Genomic DNA, 25,036 nt, shown 5'->3' with positions numbered 1-25,036 from the left:
CAGAGAGCAGCACGCTTCGAGTTCATGGTCCGATGATTACTTCTTACGCACAAAATTTCGAGGACGTGATGTTGTGGCGCGCGCTCGCGCATGTCGAGCACGGCTTCTACATCGATATCGGCGCGCAGGATCCGCGCATCGATTCCGTCAGCCTCCTTTTCTACGAGCACGGCTGGCGCGGCATTCACGTCGAGCCCGCGCCGCGCTATGCCGATGCGCTGCGGCAGCGTCGGCCGGACGAGACCGTGATCCAGGCGGCCGTCGCGAACCAGAACGACGTTTTACGGTTTTATGAAATACCGGGAACCGGTATTTCGACCGCAGACCCGAACCTCGCCGCCCAGCATCGCGAACGCGGCTTCGAGCCGCGCGAAATCGTCGTGCCGTGCACGACGCTCGAATCGATCTTCGAACTGGGCGCGGGCCGCGACATCCATTGGCTGAAGATCGACGTCGAAGGATTCGAGCGGCAGGTGCTCGAGAGCTGGAACGGCGCGAGCGCCCGCCCGTGGATCGTCGTCGTCGAAAGCACGTGGCCGATGACGCAGATCGAGCGTCATCGCGAATGGGAATCGGCGCTCGTCGGGCTTGGGTATTGCGCGGTCTATTTTGACGGCCTAAATAGATACTATGTTTCGGAGCAGCACGGTGAGCTCAAGCAGGCGTTTCATGCGCCGCCGAACGTGTTCGACGATTTCGCGCTGAGCGGCGAATCGAATGCGCCATTTCACCGCCAAATCGTCGAGCGCGATCAGGCGGCGCTCGATGCGGCCAAGGCCGAATTGCAGCAGATCGACGAGGACAGCCGGGCGCGCATTCGCGCGCTGAACGACGAACTCGAGTCGGCCGCCGCGCGCAGCGCCGAACAGGCGCGCGCTGCGCTGGAACAGAGGGTGGCGGACGAACAGGCATTCCGTCAGCAGGAGCAGCAATGGGCGGCTCGCGACCGGGAGCGATCGTACGAGCATGCCTTACTCCGGACAAAATTGGAGGATACGCTCAAGAGTTCGGTGCTGCGCGAGCAGGATGCGCGGCGGCAATTGCTCGATGCGTCCGCGAAGGCCGACGCGGCACTTGCGGCGCAGGCGAGCGCGCATGCGGAGCGTGAGCGCGAATGGCAGGCGGCGCGCGTCGAGCACGAGCGCCGTTTCGCGGATGCGATGCAGACTGCGCAGAGCGAGATTCGCGCACATTCGGAAGCGCTGCGGCAACGCGACGCGCAAACCGAGGACAAGCTTGCGCAGCAAGCGCTTTCGCTGCGTAAGGAAGCGGAGGCGGAGCGGGCGCGGCTCGCGGCGGTTCACGGCGTGGAGCTTGCCGAGTTGCGCCGCGCGCAGCGCGAGGAGCGCGACGGACATCGCGAACGCGAGCGGCTGCTGTTGCAGCAGATCGAGGCGGCTGCTCTCGACGCGCAGGCGCGCGGCGAGAAACTCGCGACGCTCGTGACGCAGCACGCAGTCTTCGTGCGCGATCTGGAGCGCGAAAAAACAACATTGGTTCAACACTACGAGAATTTGCTGCGAGAATCCGACGGGCAGCGGATTCGTCGCGAGCAGCAGGCGGCAAGCGATTTATCTTTCTTGCAGTCGCGGCTCGAGCGGCGCAATGGCGAATACGACGAGCTGAGCTCGAAGTACGAGGCCGAAGCCGAAGCCCATGCGCGTCACGCTCATGCGCTCGCCGAGCGGAACGCGGAGTACCTGTGGGAAGGATATCGCCTCGGGCGCGCGGAGAAGGCGCGGGGCTGGTTTGCGAGAGCGTTTTCGTTCGCGGGCCACGGCCCGAAGCTCGACGTGCGCTATTTCGCGCCGTCGACCGAAGCGAAGCGCGACGCGGCTTCAGCGAAACATCGTGTGGATCGCATGAAAATGTTGAAAATCAATTTCCAGCCGGAATTCGTCGTTCGGGAAGACGGAAAGTACAACCTCGACGATTTTCTTTCGCTGCACGACAGGAATTTCGTGCGCGCCGCGTATCTCGCGCTATTGAACCGCGAGCCGGACGAATACGGCGAGCGGCATTATCTGAGCCGCGTCCGGGCGGGCGTGAGCAAGATCCAGATCCTGTCGGACATCCAGAAATCGAAAGAGGCCCGCAAGCGCGGCGCGAAGATCGCTCACCTGAAGGGCGCGATGTTCGTGAACAAGCTGTTCGGCATTCCCGTGATCGGCGGCCTGGTTCAGGGCACCTGTTTCTTTTTCAGCGTGAATCGTCACCTGAAGGATCTCCGGGCGCTCGAAAATCATTTGATCCGGATGGGAGAGGAGATGCAGCAGCACTATCAGGGCTACGTGGAGTCGTCGATCAAATCGCAAGGCACGGGGAGCGGCAAATGAAGATCCTGACGCTCAGCACGTATCCCGTCGGAACGCCCGCGCACGGCGGCCAGCACCGGGTGGCGAACATCGTGCGTGTCCTTCGCGCTGCCGGACATCAGGTGCAATCTGCAGGCGTACTTGGAAGTGAGCAGTACGCGTCGGAGCCGACTTTTTGTGATTTCCCCGGATACGAGAAGTTGCAGAAATACGTTCAGGACCCGGGATTGCTGGAGGATTTTGCGATCGGGCGTCTCTATGTGCAAGATGACGATGCATATCAGTCGCTCGCAAACAAGATCGACTCGAATCCGGACGTGATTCTGATCGAGAACCCCTGGCTATTTGATTTCGCAAAGCGCTTCGTGAGCCAAAGGAAACTGCGCGAGACTCGATTGATATATAGCTCGGAGAACATCGAGCACGAGCTACGTTATGAAATTATCGTCCAATACCTGATGTCGGTTGAGCGCGCAACGACAGCGCGTGATCTGATTCTCGAAACCGAACTGAAGGTTCTTCGTGAGGCGCATGGTGTCTGTGCAGTATCGCAGGAGGATCTCGAATGGATGCAGCGGCATACGCAGGCGAAGTGCATTCTCGCGCAGAACGGCGTCGCGCGCCGCACGACGACGGACGAGGGGCTCGAGCAGGCGAACCGGATCACACAGCACCGCAAGATTGTGCTGTTCTGTGCATCGGCCCATCCGCCGAATATGACCGGTTTCTTCGAGATGTTTGGCGAGGGTGTTGGCTGTATCGCGCCGGATGAGTTACTTGTGCTCGTCGGGAGTGCCGGACCAGCGATCATGTCGGATCCGCGTTTTCACAGGATTGCTGGCCTTGGGCGTGCAACTGTATCAGTTGGCGTTGTGTCGGAAGAGTGCCTGCAGGGTCTCCTCACACTTGCGCACGCAATCATCCTGCCGATCACGCACGGCGGCGGCACCAATCTGAAGACGGCCGAGGCGTTGTGGGCGGGCAAGAACATCGTGGCGACGCCGGTCGCGATGCGCGGCTTCGATGCGTTCACGAAGGCGCGCGGCGTGTCGATCGCCGACGACAGCCGCGGCTTCGTCGCCGCGCTGCGCGAATCGATGGCGGCGCCGCCGCTGCGGCTCACGCACGACGAGCAGGCCGCGCGCGCATCGGTGCTGTGGGACGAGACGCTGCGCGCGCTCGTCGACTACGTCGCGAGCCTCGCGCCGTGCGCGTCGTCCGCGCCGAAGCCGCAGCGCGAATTGCAAAGCCAGACCTGAAGCACGCAGCCCGTACCGATACGCCATGACGTCGCCTGTTCGCGGGCGGCGGCATCCGGTAGTGAACCCAAGGATCACGCATGTCGCAACAGAATGCCCCACTGATTTGGATGAACGTCACGACCAGTGCGAACTGGAACCGCCCGCCCGTCGGCATCGTCCGCGTCGAGCAGGCGCTGTGCAAGGAGCTCGAGGCGATGTACGGCAAGCGTCGCTTCAGGAAGTGCGTGTGGCGCGAGGGGCAATTCATCGAGTGGACGGAGCCCGCCGCCGGGCGTTCGGCCGAGATCGACGACGTCGTCGACATGATGCTGCCGCGCACCGAATCGTTCGATCTGTCGCGCCGCTTCCTGTATCGCGCGCTCGACCTGTTCGGCAAGCAGTCGCACGCACGCGGCGGCGCGCAGAGCGTCCGGCTCGATGTGCCGGTGGGCGACCAGCAGTATCGCCTCACGCCCGCCGCTGGCGACATTCTCGTGTCGATCGGTCTCGATTGGGACCAACCTTATCCATCAGAGTTCTACAACTTGCGCAAGAAGAAGGGCATCCACGTGATCACGTGCTGCTATGACCTGATTCCGGTGCTGTTTCCGCAATACTGCGTCGGCGACGTGTCGAGCCGCTTCAAGGAGTACTTCAATTTTCTCGCGTGGGGCTCGGCCGCGGTGCTGTGCATCTCCGAGCAGACGAAGAAGGACTACCTCGAGCTCTGCAACCGGATCGGCTCGCCGATCCGGCCGTCGCACGTGATTCCGCTCGGCGACAACGTGCCGACGGGCGACGGCGACGTCGGGCCGCAGGTGCAGGACGTGCTGAGAAAGCCGTTCATCCTGTTCGTGTCGACGATCGAGCGCCGCAAGAATCACGAGATCCTCTACCGCGCGTATCACCGGCTGTGCTGGGAAGGCCACGGCCACAAGCTGCCGAAGCTCGTGTTCGTCGGGATGCCGGGCTGGGGCGTCGGCGATTTGCTGAAGGACATCGAGCTCGATCCGCTGACGCGCGATCTGATCGTGCAGCTCAATCACGTGACCGATCACGAACTGATGCAGTTGTACAAGCACGCGCTCTTCTGCGCCTATCCGTCGCTGTACGAGGGCTGGGGGCTGCCTGTCGGCGAGGCGCTCGCGATGGGCAAGGCGGTGCTGAGCTCCGATCAGGGATCGCTGCCCGAGGTGGGCGGCGATCTCGTTCGCTATCTGCCCGCATGGGACGTGCAGGCGTGGGCTGACGCGATGCTCGAATGGTGCTCGACGCCCGCGAAGATCCACGAGGTCGAGCAGCGCGTGAAGAAGGCGTATCGCGTGCGCACGTGGACGGGCACGGCCGAGGTCGTGAAGCAGGTGATCGACGGCATCGCGGCGGCGGGCGCGGACGCGCGCACCGTCATCTATCCGGGCTACGACTGCAGCACGCAGATCGGCGTGCACGCCGGCCCGGGCCTGAAGGGCACGGGCAACGACGGATTCCTGATGTTCGGCCCGCACCGCGCGATGACGGCCGGCAACTATACGGTGAAGGTATTCGGCACGCCGGACGAGCAGCAGGACGCGAATCTGTCGTTCGACTTCGTCGCGAACGAAGGCAGGCAGTGCCTCTGGCGCGGCGACGCGCGCGTGCCGCGCGCGCCGGGCGATGCCGAGTCGCTCGTCGTCGAGTTCGACATCGACGTGAAACAGCACCTGGACGACTTCGAGGTGCGCTGCATCGATCACGGCACGCAGATGCAACTGACGAGAATGGAAATAACGAAGCGGTAGCGGTATCGAGCGCGTCGGCCCGGCGAGTGCTTCGTCCGGCCGCGCCGGGCATGATGGACACCAATCTAGTGAGTCAACAATGAGCGTTACTGCAATTATCACCGGCATTACCGGCCAGGACGGGGCTTATCTCGCTCAACTCCTGCTCGACAAGGGCTACGTGGTCTACGGCACCTATCGCCGCACGAGCTCGGTCAACTTCTGGCGCATCGAAGAGCTCGGCATCGGCGCTCATCCGAATCTCCATCTCGTCGAATACGATCTGACCGATCTGAGCGCGAGCATCCGCCTGTTGCAGACCACGGGCGCGACGGAAGTTTACAATCTTGCCGCGCAAAGCTTCGTCGGCGTGTCGTTCGACCAGCCCGTCACCACCGCGGAGATCACCGGCATCGGCCCGCTGAACCTGCTCGAGGCGATCCGGACCGTGAATCCGGCGATCCGCTTCTATCAGGCGAGCACGTCGGAGATGTTCGGCAAGGTGCAGGCGATCCCGCAGACGGAGACGACGCCGTTCCATCCGCGCAGCCCGTATGGCGTCGCGAAGCTCTATGCGCACTGGATCACGATCAACTACCGCGAGAGCTATGACATCTTCGGCTGCAGCGGGATTCTGTTCAATCACGAATCGCCGCTGCGCGGCCGCGAATTCGTCACGCGCAAGATCACCGACAGCATCGCGAAGATTCGCCTCGGCAAGCTCGACGTGCTCGAGCTCGGCAATCTCGACGCGAAGCGCGACTGGGGCTTTGCGAAGGAATACGTGGAAGGGATGTGGCGGATGCTGCAGGCCGACAAGCCCGACACGTACGTGCTCGCGACGAACCGGACCGAGAAGGTGCGGGATTTCGTCGACATGGCGGCGCGCGCGGCGGGCTTCAGGCTTGCATGGGAAGGCCGCGAAGAAAACGAAGTCGGGATCGACCAGGTCTCGGGCAAGACGATCGTGAAGATCAATCCGAAGTTCTATCGCCCCGCCGAAGTGGATCTGCTGATCGGCGATCCGCAGAAGGCGCGCGAAGCGCTCGGCTGGGCGCCCGCCACGACGCTGGAGCGGTTGTGCCAGATGATGGTCGAGGCCGACATCCGGCGCAATGAAGCAGGTTTTTCTTTCTGATTTATGGCAAAAGTTCTGATTACCGGGATCGGCGGTTTCACCGGGCGGTATCTCGCCCGGCGGCTGACGCAGAGCGGGCATGACGTGTGCGGCCTCGTCCATCGGGCGGGTGTCGGGCTCGAATGGCGCACGCACGTCGCGGATCTGCTCGATCGCGGCCAGCTCGCGGACGTCTTCGAGCGCGAACGGCCCGATGCGGTCGTGCATCTGGCCGCGATCGCATTCGTCGCGCACGATGACGTGAGCGCGATCTACCAGACCAACGTCGTCGGTACGCGGAACCTGCTCGATGCGCTGGCGTCGTCGTCTCATACGCCGCGCTCGGTGCTGCTCGCGAGCAGCGCCAACGTCTACGGCAACACCGATCGCGAATGGATCGACGAATCGGTGCCGCCCGCGCCCGCGAACGATTACGCGGTCAGCAAGCTGTCGATGGAGTTCGTCGCGAGGCTCTGGCGCGAACGGTTGCCGATCGTCGTCGTGCGGCCGTTCAATTACACGGGCGTCGGTCAGGCGGCGAACTTCCTGCTGCCGAAGATCGTGTCGCACTTTCGCTCGCGTGCGTCCGTGCTCGAACTCGGCAATCTCGACGTGATCCGCGATTTTTCGGACGTGCGCGCCGTCGCCGCCGCCTATGAGAAGCTCATCGGCGGCGCGTTCGCCGGCGAGACGTTCAACGTATGCTCGGGCGTCGGCTATTCGCTGCACGACGTGCTCGCGATGGCCGAGGAGCTGACGGGCTACCGGCCTGAAATCCGTGTCAATCCGAACTTCGTGCGCGCGAACGAAGTTCGCAAGCTGATCGGCAACAGCACGAAGCTGCGCGACGCGATCGGCGAGCCGCTGGCGGTCGGGTTGCGCGATACGCTCGCATGGATGCTGGAGCGCGCCTCTTGAAGCTGATCCTCGCGGTGGACGCGATCGTGCCGCCGCTGACCGGAATCGGGCGCTATGCGTGGGAGCTCGCGAAGCATTATTCGACGCCGGACAGCGGGCTTGAGTCGATTCGCTATTTCTTCGCGGGCCAGTGGATCGGCGATCCGCGGGTCTTGCTCGACGGTCCGCCACGCGGGCGCGCCGCGCGCCGCAAAGGCTGGTGGCCGCGCGTGTCGGCCGGCTTGCGGCAGTGGCGCGAGCAGCGCGCGGTCCGCGGGCACGTGTTTCATTCTCCCAATTATTTTTTGCCGGACTGGGTCGAAGGCGGCATCGTCACCGTGCACGATCTGTCGATCTTCAAGTATCCGGAGACGCATCCGGTCGAGCGCATCCGCCACTTCGAGCGCGGCTTCGCGTCGACGCTCGCGCGCGCCGCGCACATCATCACGGATTCCGAAGCGATCCGGCACGAGGTGGCCGACAGCTTCGGCTGGCCGCTCGAGAAGATCACGTCGGTGCGTCTCGGCGTGCCGCCGGAGTTCGGGCGCCGCGAGCGCGCGACGCTTGCCGAGCCGCTCGCGCAATACGGGCTCGCGCCCGGCGCCTATACGCTGTGCGTGTCGACGCTCGAGCCGCGCAAGCGGATTGACGCGTTGCTCGCCGCCTATGCGGCGTTGCCGGCGGCGCTGCGCGCGCGCTACCCGCTCGTGCTCGTCGGCAGCGAGGGCTGGTTAAGCGATGCATTGCGGCAGGACATCGCGCGCGGCGAACGGCAAGGGTGGCTGCGCTATCTCGGCTTCGTGCCGGAGGCGGCGCTGCCGCTGCTGTACGCGGGCGCGCACGCGTTCTTCTTTCCGTCGCTCTACGAAGGATTCGGCCTGCCCGTGCTCGAGGCGCTCGCGAGCGGCGTGCCGACGCTGACGTCGCGCTGCTCGTCGCTGCCGGAAGTCGCGGGCGGCGCGGCATGGCTCGTCGAGCCGGGCGATCATGAAGCGTTGCGAGCCGGCATCGAGCACGTGATGTGCGACGAACCTTGGCGGGCGGCCGCGATCGACCGGGGGCTCGAGATCGCGAGCGAAACGACGTGGGCGCGGTGCGCGCGCCGAACGCTCGACGTGTGCCGCCGCGTCGCGTGAATCAGGCGGCTTCGGCGAGCGCCGCAACGAGCGCTTTCAGTTGATCGGCGCTCGCCGACCACGTGATCGGCTCGATCCCGCCGCTCGTCGGCGCGGCGCCGGCCGCTAGCTGCGCGAGCCACGCCGACAGTTCGCGCGCGAGCGCGCCGCCGTCCGCCGCGCGGAAGTACGTCGCATGGTTTCCCGCCACTTCCCTGAACACGTCGAGGTCGCGCAGGAACAGCGGCTTGCCGTGCCGCGCCGCCTCGACGATCGGCAGCCCGAAGCCTTCGGCCTCGGACGCCATCACGAGGCCGTCCGCCTGTGCGTATAGTGCCTCGAGGCGCGCATCGTCCGCGTCGTGCAGCCAGATGAGCCGCCGGCCGTTTTGCGCGTGCCGCTGCAGGCGCTGCACGACGGGCTCGACATGCCAGCCGGGCGCGCCGACGACGACGAGCGTGACCTCGGCGCCGTCGCGCCACAGCGCATCGAGCGCATCGAGCACCTGTGCGTGCCCCTTGCGCGGCTCGATCGTGCCGACCATCAGCAGCAGCGGGTGCGCCGCGTCACGGCACGGGTCCGCCTGCGCCGGCATCGACGCCGGCGCGGCGTGTGCGTGGCCGAGCGTTTCCGCGCCGAGATCGAACGAGCGGATCGCGATGTCCGCGTTCGTCAAGCCGAAGCGGCGCCGCATCAGCCAGTCGGTCTCGCGCGCGACGGTGCGGGAAATGCACCAGAGCTCGTCCGCGTGCACGGCGAGCGTCGACAGCCAATGCCGGAACGAGCGCCGCGCGCGCGGCGTGAACCAGCGCGGATGCTGGAACGGCAGCAAGTCGTAGACGACGAACGCGCAGCGCACGCCTTGCCGCTTCCACGCGAGCAGGTCGCGCTGCCGCCGCGGGACGATGCGGCTCGTCAGGTCGAGGCCGATGAATACGTCGCCGGCGCGAACGCGCACGGCTTCGCCCGGCGGGGCCGATGCGGCGTGCTGTGGCTCGCCCGCATCGGGCGGGAGAAAGTGGTCCGCATAACGATAGGGCGTCTTGCGCGTCGCGCGGATCGGGCGCACGTCGAAGCCATCGGGCGGCGAGGCCAGCAATTGCGCGAGGAGCGAGCGGACGACGCGCTGAATGCCCGTGCCGGCGTCGTGCGCGGCGATGATCGACACGTCGACGAGCAGTTGTCGCCGCTGGGCGCCGGGCGAGCGCGGCGCGCCGCTGCCGCATGCGCTGACCGCGCGCCGCGCCGCGCGCGCGAAGCCGGGCGCGCCCCAGATCGCGGCGGACTGCAGGACGGCGGCTTTCAGCGCCCGGCTCAAGCTTCGGACGCCGGCACGGCGCGCGTCATGCGGTGCTCTCTTGATAGAACGCGTACGCATCATCGACCGAGTCGAACGAATGCAGCTTGCCTTCGATCAGCACGGATGCGCGGTCGCAATGCTGCTGGATGTAGCTCGCGTCGTGGCTCACGATGATGAGCGAGCGATCCTTGCGCCGCTCGAACAGCTCGTGGTGGCATTTCGCGTGAAAGCGGCTGTCGCCGACGGCGACGATCTCGTCGATCAGGAAGCAGTCGAATTCGATCGCCATCGAGATCGCGAACGCGAGACGCGCGCGCATCCCGGCCGAGTAGCTCTTGACCGGCTCGCGCAAGTAGTAGCCGAGCTCCGAGAATTCCTGCACGAACGGCTCGGCCGCCTTCGGGTCGGCGCCGTAGACGCGGCAGATGAAGCGCAGGTTGTCCATGCCGGTCAGGCTGCCCTGGAATGCGCCGCCGAACGCGAGCGGCCAGGATACCTGCATGCCGCGGCGGATGCGGCCCGACGTCGGCAGCTCGGCGCCGCTGATCATCCGGATCAGCGTCGACTTGCCGGCGCCGTTGCGCCCGAGGATGCCGACCTTCTCGCCTTGCTTCACGTTCAGGTCGATCTGGTTCAGCACGCGGCGCATGCCTTGCCGCGTGTGATAGTCCTTGCAGACGCGCTCGAGCTCGATCATTCCGGCTCCACCTTGCGGCCTGCGTCGCGCACGAAATACAGGCCGATCAGCAGCAGGATCAAATCGCTGAACACCATGTAGCGGATGCTGTAGTGCGGCGTGACGAGCGAGCCGAAGTAGCCGCCGCGCAGCATTTCGGTGCCGTGCACCATCGGCAGCAGCAGGACCGCGTTCTGGAATTTTTCGGGCAGCCATGCCACCATGAAAAGCGAGCCCGACAGTGGGAACAGAAGATACGCAACCGTGTGCCAGATCCGCTCGACCGATTCGCTGCGCTCGGACAGCGCGCCGATAACGAGCGCGAGGCCGGATCCGAATGCGGCGAGATGCAGCCATGCGCCGAGGACCATCATCATGTTTTCGGGCGGATGCATCATGCCGGCGACAATGAAGAAGATCGTCAGGAACGTAAACGACATCGTCGCGCCGGAAATTTCGAGCAACAGGCGCGCAAAGAAGAAGTCGACCACGCGCACATTGCGGTGATAAAGGAGCGCTTGGTTGGGCTGAATTGCGAGCGCGCAGCGGTTCGCGCAATTGCGCCACAGCAACACGGGGGAGTAGCCGGTCACCGCAAACTCCGTTATCGGCAAGTTGGAGCCGTGTGTTGCTTTCGTTATCGTCCACAGCGCGAGCACGCCGAGCGTGAACATCATCGGTTCGAAGAAAATCCACAGAAAGCCGATGTTGTGGCGGCCGAAGCGCGTCAGGATCTCGCGCATCAGCAGCGCGCCGACGACGCGCGCCTGGATCGCGAGCGAGCGGGCGAGCGGGGTGTCGTGATGTGCCATCGCCGGCCGGTCTCAGTCGTGGTGCTCGCGCACGCCGGCGAGCAGGAGGCTCAGGATGCCCCATGCGATCATGCCGAGCGCAAATACCTCGAAGATCGATTTGAGCCGCTTCGGCTCGATCGCGACGTCCGGCTTGTTCGGCTGGACGAGGCGCTCCAGATAGAGCTGCTGGCGCTGCGCCTCGGCGCGCGCGGTTTCCATTGCCGCGAGGGCGGACGCGAGCTGCTTGTCGGCGAACTGCGAATCCAGTTGCAGCCGCGCGTAGCTTGCCGCCTTGTTCGACAGCGAGTTCTTTCCGCCCGCGACGCCGCCCGTCGCTTCCTTGATCTGCTTCTCGAGCTCCGAGATGCTGTTCTTCAGGACCGAAATTTGCGGGTTCTGCGGCGAGATCACCTGCAGTTGCCGGAGTTGCGTCTGCGCGGAGAAGAGTTGCGACTGCAGGCTCGTCACCTGCTGCAATTGCAGCGCGGACTGCTTTTCCGGATCGAACACGGCGTTCGAATTCCGGTACGCGGCGAGCACCGCCGCCGCTTCCTTCGCCTTCGAGGCGGCTTCGTCGACCTGCCGCTGCGCGAAGCTTACAGTGTCCTTCGCGGCGCGTTCGTTCATCCGGTTGACGAGCTGCTCGCCCAGGCCGAGCAGCTCGATGTTGATCTTCAGCGCGTCGTCCGCCGTGTAGCCGCGCACCTGCAGCGTCGCGATCCCCGACGACGACTCGAGATTCACGTTCACGATCCGCTTGCCGTAGTACTTCCACAACGATTCGAAGCTGCCGTCGAGCGTCGCGTTGAAGTGGCTGATGACGTCGCCGCGCTTCGAGTACGCGTCGAGCACGTAGTTGTCGCGGTTCAGCGCGGCGAGCGCGTCGCGCGACTGGATGTAGTCGATGACGGGATACGTATCGTCCTGTCCGCGGCCGAACCCCGTGCCCTGCAGCAGCGCGCCGACGACGCTCGGCTGCGCCGCGCGCTGCGCGCTGCGCACGACGAAGCGCGATTCGGACACGTAGATGTCGGAGGCGATGAGGCCGTAGTAGAGGGTCGCGATGAGGGTGGGGGCGGCCACCGTCAGGACGAAGAGCTTGTTGAGTCCCTTGAGTCGCCCGATGAGGTTCGTCCGCTTTCCGGTCATCGGAGCTGAGGCGCTGCCAGATACGTTTTCCAACTTCCTTCCATCCAAGCTGATTGGCTCTCGGCGTTCTGTCAAAAGACTTACGTCATTCGCCTTTCGACGCAAGAGCGATTTCGATCAAGTGACGCGGTTGCGCAACGTTCGCGTGCGCGCGAGGGCATGTTTCGCCCATTCGAGTGCACGTTGCAGCATTGAACCGCGTACAGATGACTTCCGGCAAGCTCGTTTTCGCTGCCGCCCGGGCTTGCGGGAAGCGGGTGGCCAAGGGGGCGGCTGATTATAGCCAGCGAGGGTGAAATGCGCCATCTCCGCGCGCTCTACGTCAGATTTGCGCAATAGCGCGCCGCCGGCTTGGTGCCTTCTGTTTTGCTTTTTTTGGCGGGATGCTATATTCACCGCTCCCAAGAAGAGAGCGGCCGAACCGCCTGCCGCAATATTTCAATATTCATAAAGGGTTCGTTCGAGGGGGCGAAAATGTTCACCCTTGGGCGCCTCAATTTCGCCGGTTGACATTTTTTCGATGCCTCGCTCATTTCTTGTGCTGCAAGGCACGGCTTCATCGTTTTTCAGCCGATTGTCCGAAGCATTGTCGACGCGGGGTCACGCGGTGCGCCGGGTCAATTTCTGCGGCGGCGATCGCCTGTATGGCGGGGCGACCGCGGCCTGGGACTATCGGGACGCGCTCGACGCGCTGCCCGAGTGGTACTTGCAAGCAGTCCGAACGGAGGGAGTGACGGATGTAGTCATGTTCGGCGACTGTCGTGAAATCCATCGGCACATGCATCCGGTCGCGCATGCCTGCGGGCTGCGCACGCACGTGTTCGAGGAGGGCTACGTCCGCCCGCACTGGCTGACGCTCGAGAGGCACGGCGTCAACGGGCGGTCGCTGCTGTCGCGCGATCCGGCCTGGTATCTCGAGCAGCGCGGCGTCACGCCGCCGAGCCAGCCGGGACGGCCGACCGGTTACAACCTTTACGAGCGCGCGTTCCACGATATCCGGTATCGTAGTGCGAATGCGCTTTACGCAAGCCGCTTTCCGCATTACAGCAGCCATCGTCCGCGGAACGGCTTCGTCGAATATGCGGGACTCGCCGTGCGCGCGCTCCAGCAGAGCCGCCATCACGGCGAGGCGGAGAAGGTGGTGCGGGCGTTGCTCGAATCGAAATGCGCCTATTATTTTTTTCCGCTGCAACTGGGTTCGGACGCGCAGATCGTCGTCCATTCGCCGTTCGACGGCATCCGGGACGCGATCGAGCGGGTGATGCGCTCGTTTGCGCGGCATGCGCGTTCCGATGCCGTGCTCGTCATCAAGAACCATCCGCTCGACACGGGATTGATCGATTATCGGCGCTTCGCTTACAAGTTGGCGGCCGAGCTCGGCCTCGCGAAGCGCCTGCGCTTCATCGACGCGGGCCATTTGCCGACGCTGCTCGAGCATGCGGCGGGCGTCGTCGTCGTCAACAGCACGGTGGGGCTGTCGGCGCTGCATCATGGCCGCCCGCTGATCGCGCTCGGCAGCGCGGTATACGTGATGCCGGGGCTGACGTGGCAAGGCAGCCTCGATGATTTCTGGACGCAGGCCGGACCGCCCGACATGACTCTGTACCAAGCGTTTCTCGACTACGTGATGCATCACACCCAGATCAACGGCGATTTCTACACGCGCACCGGCATCGAGATGGCGACGGCGGGCGCGCTCGAACGGCTCGAGGCGGCGCGTGACTAGCGCCGCGCCGCATCACGTCGTCATCACGGGCGCGAGCGCGGGGCTCGGCCGCGCGCTCGCGCTCGCGTATGCGGCGCCGGGCGTCGTGCTCGGGCTCGTCGGGCGCGATGCGGCGCGGCTCGACGCGTGCGCGCAGGCGTGCCGCGCGCGCGGGGCCGAGGTCGTCGTCGGGCAGTTCGACGTGCGCGACGCCGAGCGCGCGCAGGCGTGGCTCTGGGCGTTCGACGATGCGCATCCGATTGATTTGCTGATCGCGAACGCGGGCATCGCGAGCACGCTCTCGTCCGCATCCGACTGGGAAGGGCTCGAGCGCACGGCGAGAGTCGTCGACACCAATTTCTACGGCGCGCTGCAGGCGGCGCTGCCCGTGATCGAGCGGATGCGGCCGCGCGGCCGCGGGCGCATCGCGATGGTGAGCTCGCTCGCCGCGCTGCGCGGCATGGCGATCTCGCCCGCCTATTGCGCGAGCAAGGCGGCGATCAAGGCCTATGCCGATTCGGTTCGCCCGTTGCTGGCGCGCGACGGCGTCGGGATGTCGGTGATCCTGCCGGGCTTCGTGAAGACCGCGATGAGCGACGTGTTTCCAGGCGACAAGCCGTTCCTGTGGTCCGCCGACAGGGCGGCCGCCCACATCCGCGCGAAGCTCGCGGCCGGGCGCGCGGAGATCGCGTTTCCGGCGCCGCTCGCGTTCGGCATGCGCCTGCTGACGCTCCTGCCCGCCGCGCTCGCGGACGCGATTCTCGGCAGGCTGTCGTATCTGCCGCGCGAGGAGCGCTAGCGTGAGCGGCGGGCTCGCGCTCATCTTCGCGATCGCGGCCGCGCTGTCGTTCGCCCTCGATGCGCTCGCGGCGCCGCGCGCGCCGTGGCGCCGGCCGATGGCGGCCGCCGCGCTGCACGCGCTCGCGTTCGCGTTCGTCGCGAGCTGCGTGCTGCTCGTGACGGCGCGCGTGCTGTTCTCGACGTTCGTCGCCGTCGCGCTCGTCGGCCTGATGGCCGTCGTCAACAACGCGAAGCACGAATCGCTGCGCGAGCCGTTCGTGTTCACGGATCTGAGCCTCTTCAGCCAGTTGTTCTCGCATCCGCGTCTGTATCTGCCGTTCCTGAGCGCGGGCAAGGTCGCCGCGATCGCGGCTGGCGTCGCGCTGCTCGCGGCCGGCTACGCGGCCGAGACGCCGCTCGCGCCGCGGCCGTTCGCCGTGACGGCCGCGGCGATCGTCGCGTGCTTCGCCTGCGGCTGCGCGCTCGCGAGGCGCCTCTCGCGCACGCTCACGCTCGACGCGAGCGTCGACCAGCGGCGCCACGGGTTCTTCGCGACGTTCGTCGCCTATCTGCTGAACGGGCTGCGGCCCGCGACGCTGCGCGCGTTCGAGCGCGCGGCGGCGGCGAGCCCGTTCGCAACCGGCCGGGCCGCCGCGTTTCCCGACGTGATCGTGATCCAGAGCGAATCGTTCTTCGATGCGCGGCGCGCGGTGACGGGCATCGAGCCGTCGCTCTTCGCGCATTTCGATCGCGCGCGACGCGAGTCGACGTTTTACGGCGAGCTTGCGGTGCCCGCGTGGGGTGCCAACACGATGCGCACGGAATTCGCGATGCTGACGGGGCTGGCGTCCGAGCGGCTCGGCTATGCGCGCTTCTACCCTTACGCGTTCCTGCGCCGCGCGTGCGATTCGCTCGCCGGCTGGTTCCGGCGCGGCGGCTACCGGACGGTCGCGATCCATCCTTACCATGCGGATTTCTTCGGCCGCGACCGCGTGTTCCCGCTGATGCATTTCGAGCGTTTCCTCGACATCCGCCATTTCGCCGACGCGCCGCGCGCGGGCCCGTACGTCGCCGATGCGGCGGTCGCGGAGGCGCTGATCGCCGAGCTCGACGCGCCGCGCGCGAAGCCGCTCTTCGCGTTCACGATGACGATGGAGAACCACGGCCCGCTGCATCTGGAGGCGGTCGAGCCGGGCGAGTCGCGCGTGCGCCACGCGCTCGGTGACGGCGGCGAATGGCGCGATTTGACGGTTTACTTGCGCCATGTCGCAAATGCGGATGCAATGATCGGGCGACTGCTCGAGCATCTGCGCACTCGGCGGCGCGACACGGTCGTGTGTTTCTACGGCGACCACGTCCCGGCGCTGCCGCACGTTTTCGGCAGGCTGGGCGTCGCGCCCGAGCGCAGCGACTACTTTATCTGGCGGAATTTCGGCGCGCCGGACGGCCATCGGCGAGATGCGCGCGTCGAAGAGCTCGGTTTGATCCTGCTTCGCGCGATCGAAGCGGAGGAGGCGGGCAGCCCCGCGGCGAATGCATCGGAAAAAACGACACAACGATGAATGTAAAGATTGCAATTGTTGGGATGGCGTGTCGCTTTCCCGGTGGCGTGGAGAATCCGGACGCGTTCTGGAGGCTGCTGTGCGACGAGCGCGACGCGGTCACCGAGGTGCCCGTCGAGCGCTTCGGCACGGACTTCCATCAGCATCCGTCGAAGCGCGAGCCGGGTAAAAGCTACACGTTCGCCGCGGGCGTGCTGGACAATGTTGCCGGCTTCGACGCGGCGTTCTTCGGCATTTCGCCGCGCGAGGCGACGCAGATGGACCCGCAGCAGCGCCTGCTGCTCGAACTCGCATGGGAAGCGTTCGAGGATGCGGGCGTGCGGCCCGCCGACATGCGCGGGCGCAACTGCGGCGTGTACGTGGGCGTCGCGAGCCCGGACTACGGCAATCGCAGCATGGACGACCTGAACTCGGTCGATCCGTATTCGGCGACGGGCAACACGCTCAGCATCGCATCGAATCGCGTGTCCTATCTGTTCGACCTGCGCGGGCCGAGCATGTCGGTCGACACCGCGTGCTCGTCGTCGCTCGTCGCGCTGCATCAGGCGATCCGGGCGCTGCAGGCGGGCGAAGCGGAGCTCGCGCTCGCGGGCGGCGTGAACCTGCTCGCGCATCCGTTCGGCTTCGTCAGCTTCTCGAAGGCGTCGATGCTGTCGCCGCGCGGCCGCTGCCGCGCGTTCGACGCGACGGGCGACGGCTACGTGCGCGCCGAAGGCGGTGCGTTCGTGCTGCTCAAGCCGCTCGAGCGCGCACTCGCCGACGGCGACACGATCCATGCGGTGATCGCCGGCTCCGGCGTGAACTCGGACGGCTATTCGCCGGGCGGCATCAGCGTGCCCGGCGCCGCGACGCAGGCCGCGCTGCTGCGCGACGTGTACGCGCGCGCGGGTGTCGATCCGCTGTCGCTCGCGTATCTCGAAGCGCACGGCACGGGCACCGCGGTCGGCGATCCGATCGAGGCGCGCGCGCTGATCGAAGTCGCGGGCGCGCGGCGCCCCGAGCACGATCCGCTGCTGATCGGCTCGGTGAAGACCAACATCGGCCATCTCGAAACCGCATCCGGGATGGCGGGCCTCGTCAAGGCCGTGTGCTGCCTGAAGCACCGCGCGGTGCCGCGCTCGCTGCATTTCGAGACGCCGAACCCCAACATCGATTTCGCGGGCGGGCGGCTGCGCGTCGTCGATCGCCTGACGCCGCTCGACGCGCGCGGCGCGCCGCTTGCGATCGGCGTCAATTCGTTCGGCTTCGGCGGGACGAACGCGCACGTCGTGTTGATCGAGGCGCCCGCGGCGGCCGGTGGCGACGATGCGGCCGCGCGGAGCGCGCGCGGGGCGGCGGCCGACATCGACGCCGAAGACGCGCCGCCGCCGCTCGTGCTCACCGCGCGCGCGCCGCAGGCGCTCGCGGCGCTGGCCGCGCGCTACCTGCAGCGCGTCGACGACGGCTGCGCATGGCATGCGCTCGCCGCCAACGCGGTGCGGCGCAGGCAAGGGTTCGAGGAGCGCGCGGTGGTCGCGCCAGCGAACGTCGCCGAAGGTCGTGCGGCGCTCGCCGCGCTCGCGCAGGTCGGCGCGGCGGCGCCCGCGTGCGTCGCGCGCGCGCATGCGGCCGAGCCCGATGCGCGCGTCGCGCTTCTTTTTTCCGGCAACGGCTCGCAATGGGCGGGAATGGGGCGGCAACTGTACGCGGAAGATGCGGTGTTTCGCGCCGCGCTCGGCGAAATCGACGCATTGTGGTGCGCGGACGGCAGCGCGTCGCTCGTCGACGTGATGTGCGCGGGGGCGAGCGCGGAATGGCTCGCCGCGACCGAGCACGCGCAGCCGATGCTGTTCGCGATCCAGGTGGGGATCGTGCGTGTGCTCGACGCGCGCGGCGTGTACTTCGACCGGGTCGCGGGCCACAGCGTCGGCGAGATCGCCGCCGCGTGGGCGGCGGATGCGCTGTCGCTCGCGGACGCGGTGCGCGTGATCAAGATTCGCAGCCGCGCGCAGGCGCTGACCCGCGGCAGTGGGCGCATGGCCGCGGCGGGCGTCGGCGCCGCCGCCGCGCGCGCGCTGATCGCGCAGCTCGCGCTCGACGCGAGCGTCGAGATCGCCGGCGTGAACAGTCCGCAATCGGTGACGCTCGCGGGCCCGCTCGATGCGCTGCAGGCGATCGAGGCGGCGTTGCGCGCGAACGGCCAGTTCTTCCAGTTGCTCGATCTCGATTACGCGTTCCACAGCAAGCAGATGGAGCGGATCGAGCCCGTCGTGCTCGAGCAGCTCGCGGACCTCGCGCCGCGCGCGGGCACGGGCGCGTTCGTCTCGACGGTCACGGGCGAGCGCTTTCCGGGCGACGCACTCGGCGCGCATTACTGGTGGCGCAATATCCGCGAGCCGGTGCGCTTCGGCGACGCCATTGCGTCCATCGCGGCCGAAGGCATTCGTCTGTTCATCGAAATATCGCCGCACTCGATCCTGCGCACGTACGTGAAGCAGACGCTGAGCGCGATGAAGCTGTCCGGCACGACGCTGCCGACGCTCAAGCGCCAGCAGGACGGCGCGCAGATGCTGCGCCAGACGATCGCCGCGGCGCTCGCGCACGGCGCGCGGATCGATCCCGACCGCTTCGCGCCCGATACGCCGCGCGTCGCGCTGCCGACCTATCCGTGGCAGCGCGAGCGCTACTGGCTCGATCCGAGCCCCGAAGGCTACGGCCTCGTCAATCGCCGCCGCGCGCATCCGCTGCTCGGCTACCGGCTGCACGAGCACGCGTTCGCGTGGGAGAACCAGCTCGATCCAGTGCGCGTGCCGATGCTCGCCGATCACGTCGTCGACGGCGGCGTCACGTTTCCCGGCGCGGGCTACGTCGAGATGGCGCTCGCCGCCGCGTGCGCGTTCTTCGGCACGTCGGATTGCGCGGTCGAGAATCTCGAGATTCGCACGCCCGTCGTGTTTCAGTCGCAGCAGGCAAAGCTGTTCCGCTTCATGATCGAGCCGCGCACCGCGTCGTTCAGGATCGAGACGCGCGAGCGGATGTCCGATGCGCCGTGGGTCGAGAACGTCGTCGGCCGGCTGCTCGAGAGCGGCAATACGCTCGCCGCGTCGAGCGCCGCGTCGCCCGAGACGCTCGCGCGCCTCGATGCGCAGCCCGCGTCGAGCGCCGACGCGCTGTACGACGGCGCAGCCGCGCTCGGCCTCGCATACGGCCCCGCGTTCCGCTGGGTGCGCGCGCTGCGGATCGCGGGCGACGCGGCGCTCGCCGACGTCGCCGCGCCGCCCGCGTGCGGCGACGCCGCCGAGCTCGCCGCGTACCTGCTGCATCCGGCGCTGATGGACAGCGGCTTCCATCCGCTTTTCGCGCTGCTCGCGCAAAGCGGCGGCCGCGACGCGCGTGCGCGGCGCGCGGCGTACGTGCCGGTCCGGATCGGCCGCATCGATTTCCTGCGCGGCGACGTCGTCGCGCGCGTGCTTGCGCGCATCGAGCGGCGCAATCCGCATTCGATCGTCGCGTCGTTCGATTTTCTCGACGCGAGCGGCGCGATCGTCGCGCGTCTCGCCGCATGCCGGTTTCGCCGCGTCGATCTCGTCGGCCGCCGGCTGAATCCGCCTGCGCGCTTCGTCTACGCGCTCGACGCGAAGCCGCTGCCTTCGGCGTTCGACGCAAGCGGGCTGCCCGCGCCGGCGCGGCTCGTCGAGAGTGCGGCCGCGACGCTTGCGTCGCGCGAGGATCTCGGGCGCCGCACGAGCCATCTGACCGAGATGCTGCCGCTCTTCGACGTGCTCGCGAGCGCCTATGCGCTGCGCGCGCTCGATGCGATCGACGCGTTCCGGCAGCCCGTGCCGCTCGCCGACGAGCGCGCGGGGCTCGTCGCGCGTCTGGCGTCGATGCTCGTCGAGGACGGGCTCGCGCAATGGGCGGGCACGCGTCTTGCGCGCAACGATGCCGCGTGCGCGTCGCTGCCCGCGCTCGACGAGCTGTGGCGCGGCTTGCTTGCCGAATCGCCCGCGCACGTCGCGGAGCTGACGCTGCTCGCGCACTGCGGCGCGGCGCTGCCCGCCGTGTTGCGCGGCGAGATGGCCGCCGCGCAGGTGCTGTCGCCGACGGGCGGCAGTCTCGTCGATCACTTCCATGACGCGTCGCCGACGTGGAGCCACGCGCATGCGCTGATCGCGGCGTGCGTCGGGCAGGCGCTCGCCGCCTGGCGCGAGCCGCGCCGGCTGCGCGTGCTCGAGATTGGCGCGCCGGATCGCGACGTGCTGAGTCCTGTCGGCGGCGCGCCGTGCGCCGCGCGCTGCGACCATACGATCGCCGGCACGCCGCAGCAGCTCGCGGGCTTCGACGCGGCCGCGCATCCGTCGGTGCGGACGATCGCGCTGCAAACGGGCGAAAGCGTCGCGCTCGCGGCCGAAGACCGCACCCCTTACGACGTCGTGCTGATCGATCGCGCGCTCGCCGCGCAGCAGGACCCGCTCGCATTCCTGAGCGTCGTGTTCGAGCGGCTCGCGCCGGGCGGTCTCGTCGTGCTCGTGGAGGCGCGCGGCAGCCGCTTCTCGGACATCGTGTTTTCGCTCGCGGCGGGCGGCGGCGCGGGCGGCGCGCCAGCCGCCCCAGCCGCGCCGCTCGCGCCCGCGGAAATCCAGTCGCTGCTCGCGCACGCGGGCTTTCGCGACGTTGCGCGCCATCTCGAGCAATCGCTCGATCTCGAGGGTGCGCCGACGTTCATGCTCGCGCGCAAGCCCGCGGCGAAGGCGGGCGACGCGCGCGAGGCGCTCGACGGCGGCGTGTGGGACAGCCTCGACACCGCCGCGTATGCGCAGCGCTGGCTCGTCGCGACGGGCGACGACGGCGATGCGAGCGCGGCGCTCGCCGGCGCGCTCGCGAGCACCGGCTGCTATGCGGAGGCCGTGTCGCTGCAGCGAATGGCCGAGATCGTCGCGCTCGCGTCGCCCGCGCAGCCGCATCATCTGGTGTTCGTCGCGCCCGACGCGCCGCCCGCCGGCGATGCGGACATCGACGGCGCGGCGATGATGCGCGCGCAGCATGCGGGCGTCGTCGCGCTCGCGCGGCTCGTGCGCGAGCTCGGCGTGGTCGACGCGACGGCGCGCGTGCGGCTGTCGATCGTCACGCGCGGCGGCGCGCCGTTCGCGCTCGAGGCGCCGCTCGATCCGACGCACGCGGGCCTCTGGGGGCTCGGCCGCGTGCTCGCGAACGAGCATCCCGAATTGTCGTGCCGGCTGATCGACGTGCATCCCGACTGCGACGCGCCGCTCGACGCGCTCGTGCGCGAGCTGCTCGCCGACGACGCGGAGGAAGAGGTGCTGCTCGCGCCGCGCGGGCGCCTCGTGCCGCGCATGCTGGGCGCCGCGCAGATCGATGCGCGCGCGGCCGACGCGATCGGCGAGCGGCCGCCGGCGGCGCTCGCGTTCGACGTGCCGGGGTCGCTGCGCAATCTCGAATGGTTCGCGCAGCCCGCGCGCGAGCTCGAGCCCGACGAAGTCGAGATCGAGCCCGTCGCGACCGGCCTGAACTTCCGCGACGTGATGTATGCGATGGGACTGCTGTCCGACGAGGCGGTCGAAACGGGCTTCGCCGGCGCGACGATCGGCATGGAGCTCGCGGGGCGCGTCGTGCGCGTGGGCCGCGACGTCGACGGCTTCGCGGCCGGCGACGCGGTGCTCGGCTTCGCGAGCGCGTCGTTCGCGACGCGCGTCGTGACGCGCGCGGCCGCTATCGCGCACAAGCCGTCGCGGCTGTCGTTCGAGGAAGCGGCGACGATTCCGACCACGTTCTTCACCGCTTACTACGCGCTCGCGGAGCTCGCGCGGCTGCGCCGCGGCGAGCGCGTGCTCGTGCACGGCGCGGCGGGCGGCGTCGGCATCGCGGCCGTCCAGCTCGCGCGCCACTTCGGCGCCGAAGTGTTCGCGACCGCGGGCAGCGGCGAGAAGCGCGAGTTCGTGCGGCTCATCGGCGCCGACCACGTGCTCGATTCGCGCAGCCTGTCGTTCGCCGACGAGATCCTCGCGCTGACGGGCGGCGAAGGCGTCGACATCGTGCTCAACTCGCTCGCGGGCGAGGCGATGGTGCGCGGCATCGACACGCTGCGCCCGTTCGGCCGCTTCCTCGAGCTCGGCAAGCGCGACTTCTACGAGAACAGCTACATCGGCCTGCGGCCGTTTCGCAACAACATCAGCTACTTCGGCATCGACGCCGACCAGTTGATGGGCGCGCGCGCCGATCTGACCGCGCGCCTGTTCGGCGACGTGATCGCGCTCTTCACCGAAGGCACATTGCATCCGCTGCCGTATCGCGCGTTTCCTGCCGCGCGCGTCGAGGACGCGTTCCGCTACATGCAGCAGGCGCGGCAGATCGGCAAGGTGCTCGTCACGTATCCGGCAGGCACGCCCGCGCCGACGCGCGGCGTCGCGCCCGCGCAGGCGCCGTCGCTGCGGCTCGATCCGCATGCCGCGTATCTCGTCGTCGGCGGCACGGGCGGGCTCGGCTTCGCGAGCGCGCGCTGGATGGTGTCGCGCGGCGCGCGGCATCTGACGCTCGCGAGCCGCGGCGGGGCGCTCGCCGAACCGCTGCGCGACGAAGCCGAGCGGTGGCGCAGCGAGCTCGGCGTCGCGACGCACGTCGTCGCGTGCGATGCGACCGATGCGGCGGCGCTCGCGCGCACGATCGGCGAGATCGACGCGCGCGGCACGCCGCTGAAGGGCGTGCTGCATTCGGCGATGCACATCGACGACGGCCTCGTGCGCAATCTCGACGACGAACGTTTCGCCGCGGTGCTCGCGCCGAAGGTCGCGGGCGCGTGGAACCTGCATCGCGCGACGCGCGAGCGCGCGCTCGACTTCTTCGTCGTCTATTCGTCGGCGACGACCTATCTCGGCAATCCGGGGCAGGCGAGCTACGTCGCCGCGAACAGCTTCGTCGAGGCGCTCGTCGAAGAGCGCCGCGAGGCGGGCCTGCCGGGCACGTTCATGGCGTGGGGGCCGCTCGAGGACGTCGGCTTTCTCGCGCGCAACGCCGATACGCGCGAGGCGCTGCAGACGCGGATCGGCGGCGTGTCGATCACCTCGGACGAGGCGCTCGCCGCGCTCGAGCGCGTGCTGATCGCGGGCGACGCGGGCGAGGCCGTCGTGCGGCTCGACTGGCACGCGGTGTCGCGCGGGATGCCCGCGGCCGACGCGCGCCGCTACGCGCTCCTGCGCGCGCGCGGCGCGAACGAGCCCGCGCGCGACGGCGGCACGCGGTTGCGCGCGCAAGTGGCGGCGCTCGCGCGCGACGAGGCGGTCGGCGTCGTCGAAGAGAATCTGCGCACGCAGATCGCGCACATCCTGCATTTGTCGCCCGAGCGGATCGAGCTCGACAAGTCGGTGCTCGAGATGGGCATGGATTCGCTGATGGGCATGGAGCTCGGGATGGCGGTCGAGGAGACGTTCGAGGTCAAGCTGTCGGTGATGGCGATCGCGGACGGCGCAACCGTGCGTTCGCTCGCCGGGCGGATCGTCGACATGATCTCGGGCGCGGCGGCCGGGCAGCCGGGCGCGGGCGAAGGCGACGACGCGCGGCGCGCGACGGTCGCCGCGATCGCCGCGCAGCATGCGTTCGACGGCGACGCGCGCCGGGCGCTGAACGTCGGCGACGACAAGCCCGCCGACGCCGCGCCGGCCGCGCCGAAGACGCTGGTGACCGCATGAGCGCGCCGGCCGGCTGGCACGCGCGCGAAGGCACGCTCGCGCGCGAGCTCGCGCTGTCGGGGCACGGGCTGCACACCGGGCGGCGCGTGCGCGTGCGGATCGTGCCCGCCGACGGCGGCGCGCGCACGCGCGGCGTCGTGTTCCGGCGCATGCGGGACGGCCGCGTGCTCGCGACGCTCGCGGCCGGCCCGGCGCTGCGCCGCGCGCAGCCGCTATGCACGATGCTGCGCAACGCGGACGGCATCGGCGTGCGCACGGTCGAGCATCTGCTCGCGTCGCTGCTCGCGTGCGAGATCGATCACGCGACGGTCGAGCTCGATGCGGAGGAAGTGCCGATCCTCGACGGCAGCGCGCGGCCGTGGGTCGACGCGCTGCGCGCGTGCGGCCGCGCGGCGCTGCCGGCGCCGAAGCGCTTCATCCGCGTGCTGAAGCCTGTCGTCGTGACGGATGGTGGCGGCGACGCGCGCCGCGAGATGCGCGTCGAGCCCGCCGCGCGCTACGAGCTCAGCGTGCGCAACGATCTGAAAGGCTTCGGCGACATGCACTGGAGCGGCGTGCTGACGCCCGACGTGTTCGCCGCCGAGATCGCGCCGTCGCGCTCGTATGGGCGCGTCAAATGGGCGATTCCCGCGATCGTGGCCGGCTACCTGCGCGGCGTGCCGATCCTGCGCGGCGCGCGGCCGTCGTGCACCGCGTCGATCGTCGGCTCGCGCGTCGTCGGCGGCCTGCGGCAGCCGGACGAGTTCGTCCGCCATCGCGTGCTCGACCTGATCGGCGATCTCGCGCTCGCGGGCGCGCCGCTGCTCGGCCGCGTGTCGGCGTTCCGGCCGAGCCACGAGATGAACTTCCGGCTCGTCGAGGCGCTGCTGTCGACGGCCGGCGCCTGGGAATGGGCCGAGTTCGTCGCGTAATATGTGAGCTTCATTGACGAAAACGGGCGAATTGT

The 25,036-nt window shown here is 68.1% G+C and carries 15 protein-coding genes; 11 read left to right on the top strand and 4 right to left on the bottom strand.

The window, feature by feature from the left end; genetic code table 11:
- Positions 1-32: 32 nt before the first annotated feature.
- From WS92_RS25410 to WS92_RS25385, 6 genes are all read left to right on the top strand, one after another.
- Positions 33-2,336, top strand: coding sequence for an FkbM family methyltransferase (locus WS92_RS25410; protein ID WP_059930948.1), 2,304 nt, complete (start codon positions 33-35; stop codon positions 2,334-2,336).
- Positions 2,333-3,574, top strand: a complete 1,242-nt coding sequence (locus tag WS92_RS25405; RefSeq protein WP_059930946.1) for a glycosyltransferase family protein — start codon at positions 2,333-2,335, stop codon at positions 3,572-3,574. Before WS92_RS25410 ends, WS92_RS25405 begins: the two co-directional genes overlap by 4 nt.
- A gap of 110 nt (positions 3,575-3,684) precedes the next feature.
- Entirely contained in the window at positions 3,685-5,334 is a 1,650-nt protein-coding gene (locus tag WS92_RS25400; protein WP_242425365.1) for a glycosyltransferase family 4 protein, read from the top strand.
- 79 nt (positions 5,335-5,413) lie between these two features.
- Entirely contained in the window at positions 5,414-6,451 is a 1,038-nt protein-coding gene (gene gmd, locus WS92_RS25395; protein WP_059930942.1) for a GDP-mannose 4,6-dehydratase, read from the top strand.
- A gap of 3 nt (positions 6,452-6,454) precedes the next feature.
- Positions 6,455-7,348 carry a GDP-mannose 4,6-dehydratase gene (locus WS92_RS25390; protein WP_059930940.1) on the top strand — a complete coding sequence of 298 codons (894 nt, stop codon included), beginning with the start codon at positions 6,455-6,457 and terminating at the stop codon, positions 7,346-7,348.
- Positions 7,345-8,463: a glycosyltransferase family 4 protein gene (locus WS92_RS25385; protein WP_059930938.1), complete on the top strand. Its 1,119-nt coding sequence runs from the start codon at positions 7,345-7,347 to the stop codon at positions 8,461-8,463. Before WS92_RS25390 ends, WS92_RS25385 begins: the two co-directional genes overlap by 4 nt.
- Position 8,464: 1 nt before the next feature.
- Here WS92_RS25385 and WS92_RS25380 read toward each other — a convergent pair whose 3' ends face one another.
- Genes WS92_RS25380 through WS92_RS25365 form a run of 4 tightly spaced genes read right to left on the bottom strand, consistent with a single transcriptional unit; the run spans position 8,465 to position 12,361 of the window.
- On the bottom strand, positions 8,465-9,760 hold the full coding sequence (locus WS92_RS25380) for a glycosyltransferase family 4 protein (RefSeq protein ID WP_082743619.1): 1,296 nt from the start codon (positions 9,758-9,760) through the stop codon (positions 8,465-8,467).
- Between the two features lie 25 nt (positions 9,761-9,785).
- Positions 9,786-10,439 carry an ABC transporter ATP-binding protein gene (locus WS92_RS25375; protein WP_006025394.1) on the bottom strand — a complete coding sequence of 218 codons (654 nt, stop codon included), beginning with the start codon at positions 10,437-10,439 and terminating at the stop codon, positions 9,786-9,788.
- On the bottom strand, positions 10,436-11,230 hold the full coding sequence (locus tag WS92_RS25370) for an ABC transporter permease (protein ID WP_006025395.1): 795 nt from the start codon (positions 11,228-11,230) through the stop codon (positions 10,436-10,438). The genes WS92_RS25375 and WS92_RS25370 overlap by 4 nt, the downstream gene beginning before the upstream one ends.
- Before the next feature lie 12 nt (positions 11,231-11,242).
- Complete coding sequence (locus WS92_RS25365) at positions 11,243-12,361, bottom strand: KpsE/RkpR family capsule polysaccharide export protein (protein WP_006025396.1); 1,119 nt, start codon at positions 12,359-12,361, stop codon at positions 11,243-11,245.
- 520 nt (positions 12,362-12,881) lie between these two features.
- Here WS92_RS25365 and WS92_RS25360 point away from each other — a divergent pair.
- From WS92_RS25360 to WS92_RS25340, 5 genes are read left to right on the top strand one after another with little or no spacing between them, the layout of a single operon-like run.
- Complete coding sequence (locus WS92_RS25360; protein WP_043282303.1) at positions 12,882-14,087, top strand: capsule biosynthesis protein; 1,206 nt, start codon at positions 12,882-12,884, stop codon at positions 14,085-14,087.
- Entirely contained in the window at positions 14,080-14,865 is a 786-nt protein-coding gene (locus WS92_RS25355) for an SDR family NAD(P)-dependent oxidoreductase (protein WP_059930937.1), read from the top strand. The genes WS92_RS25360 and WS92_RS25355 overlap by 8 nt, the downstream gene beginning before the upstream one ends.
- 1 nt (position 14,866) lies before the next feature.
- Positions 14,867-16,408: an LTA synthase family protein gene (locus tag WS92_RS25350; protein WP_061083883.1), complete on the top strand. Its 1,542-nt coding sequence runs from the start codon at positions 14,867-14,869 to the stop codon at positions 16,406-16,408.
- Entirely contained in the window at positions 16,405-24,090 is a 7,686-nt protein-coding gene (locus WS92_RS25345) for a type I polyketide synthase (RefSeq protein WP_059930935.1), read from the top strand. Before WS92_RS25350 ends, WS92_RS25345 begins: the two co-directional genes overlap by 4 nt.
- Complete coding sequence (locus WS92_RS25340) at positions 24,087-25,001, top strand: UDP-3-O-acyl N-acetylglycosamine deacetylase (protein ID WP_059930933.1); 915 nt, start codon at positions 24,087-24,089, stop codon at positions 24,999-25,001. Before WS92_RS25345 ends, WS92_RS25340 begins: the two co-directional genes overlap by 4 nt.
- The last annotated feature ends 35 nt before the right edge of the window (positions 25,002-25,036 follow it).

It is taken from the genome of Burkholderia sp. MSMB1588 (genome assembly GCF_001546925.1).
GTDB lineage: Bacteria > Pseudomonadota > Gammaproteobacteria > Burkholderiales > Burkholderiaceae > Burkholderia > Burkholderia humptydooensis.
Note: the sequence above shows the minus strand (reverse complement) of the source record. Positions and strands in the feature narration are given on the sequence as shown.

Excerpts from the sequence above, each read along its gene's own strand:
- WS92_RS25410 (WP_059930948.1), top strand. The coding sequence starts at position 33 with ATGATTACTTCTTACGCACAAAATTTCGAGGACGTGATGTTGTGGCGC.
- WS92_RS25405 (WP_059930946.1), top strand. The coding sequence starts at position 2,333 with ATGAAGATCCTGACGCTCAGCACGTATCCCGTCGGAACGCCCGCGCAC.
- WS92_RS25400 (WP_242425365.1), top strand. The coding sequence starts at position 3,685 with ATGAACGTCACGACCAGTGCGAACTGGAACCGCCCGCCCGTCGGCATC.
- gmd (WP_059930942.1), top strand. The coding sequence starts at position 5,414 with ATGAGCGTTACTGCAATTATCACCGGCATTACCGGCCAGGACGGGGCT.
- WS92_RS25390 (WP_059930940.1), top strand. The coding sequence starts at position 6,455 with ATGGCAAAAGTTCTGATTACCGGGATCGGCGGTTTCACCGGGCGGTAT.
- WS92_RS25375 (WP_006025394.1), bottom strand. The coding sequence starts at position 10,439 with ATGATCGAGCTCGAGCGCGTCTGCAAGGACTATCACACGCGGCAAGGC.
- WS92_RS25370 (WP_006025395.1), bottom strand. The coding sequence starts at position 11,230 with ATGGCACATCACGACACCCCGCTCGCCCGCTCGCTCGCGATCCAGGCG.
- WS92_RS25365 (WP_006025396.1), bottom strand. The coding sequence starts at position 12,361 with ATGACCGGAAAGCGGACGAACCTCATCGGGCGACTCAAGGGACTCAAC.
- WS92_RS25360 (WP_043282303.1), top strand. The coding sequence starts at position 12,882 with ATGCCTCGCTCATTTCTTGTGCTGCAAGGCACGGCTTCATCGTTTTTC.
- WS92_RS25345 (WP_059930935.1), top strand. The coding sequence starts at position 16,405 with ATGAATGTAAAGATTGCAATTGTTGGGATGGCGTGTCGCTTTCCCGGT.
- WS92_RS25340 (WP_059930933.1), top strand. The coding sequence starts at position 24,087 with ATGAGCGCGCCGGCCGGCTGGCACGCGCGCGAAGGCACGCTCGCGCGC.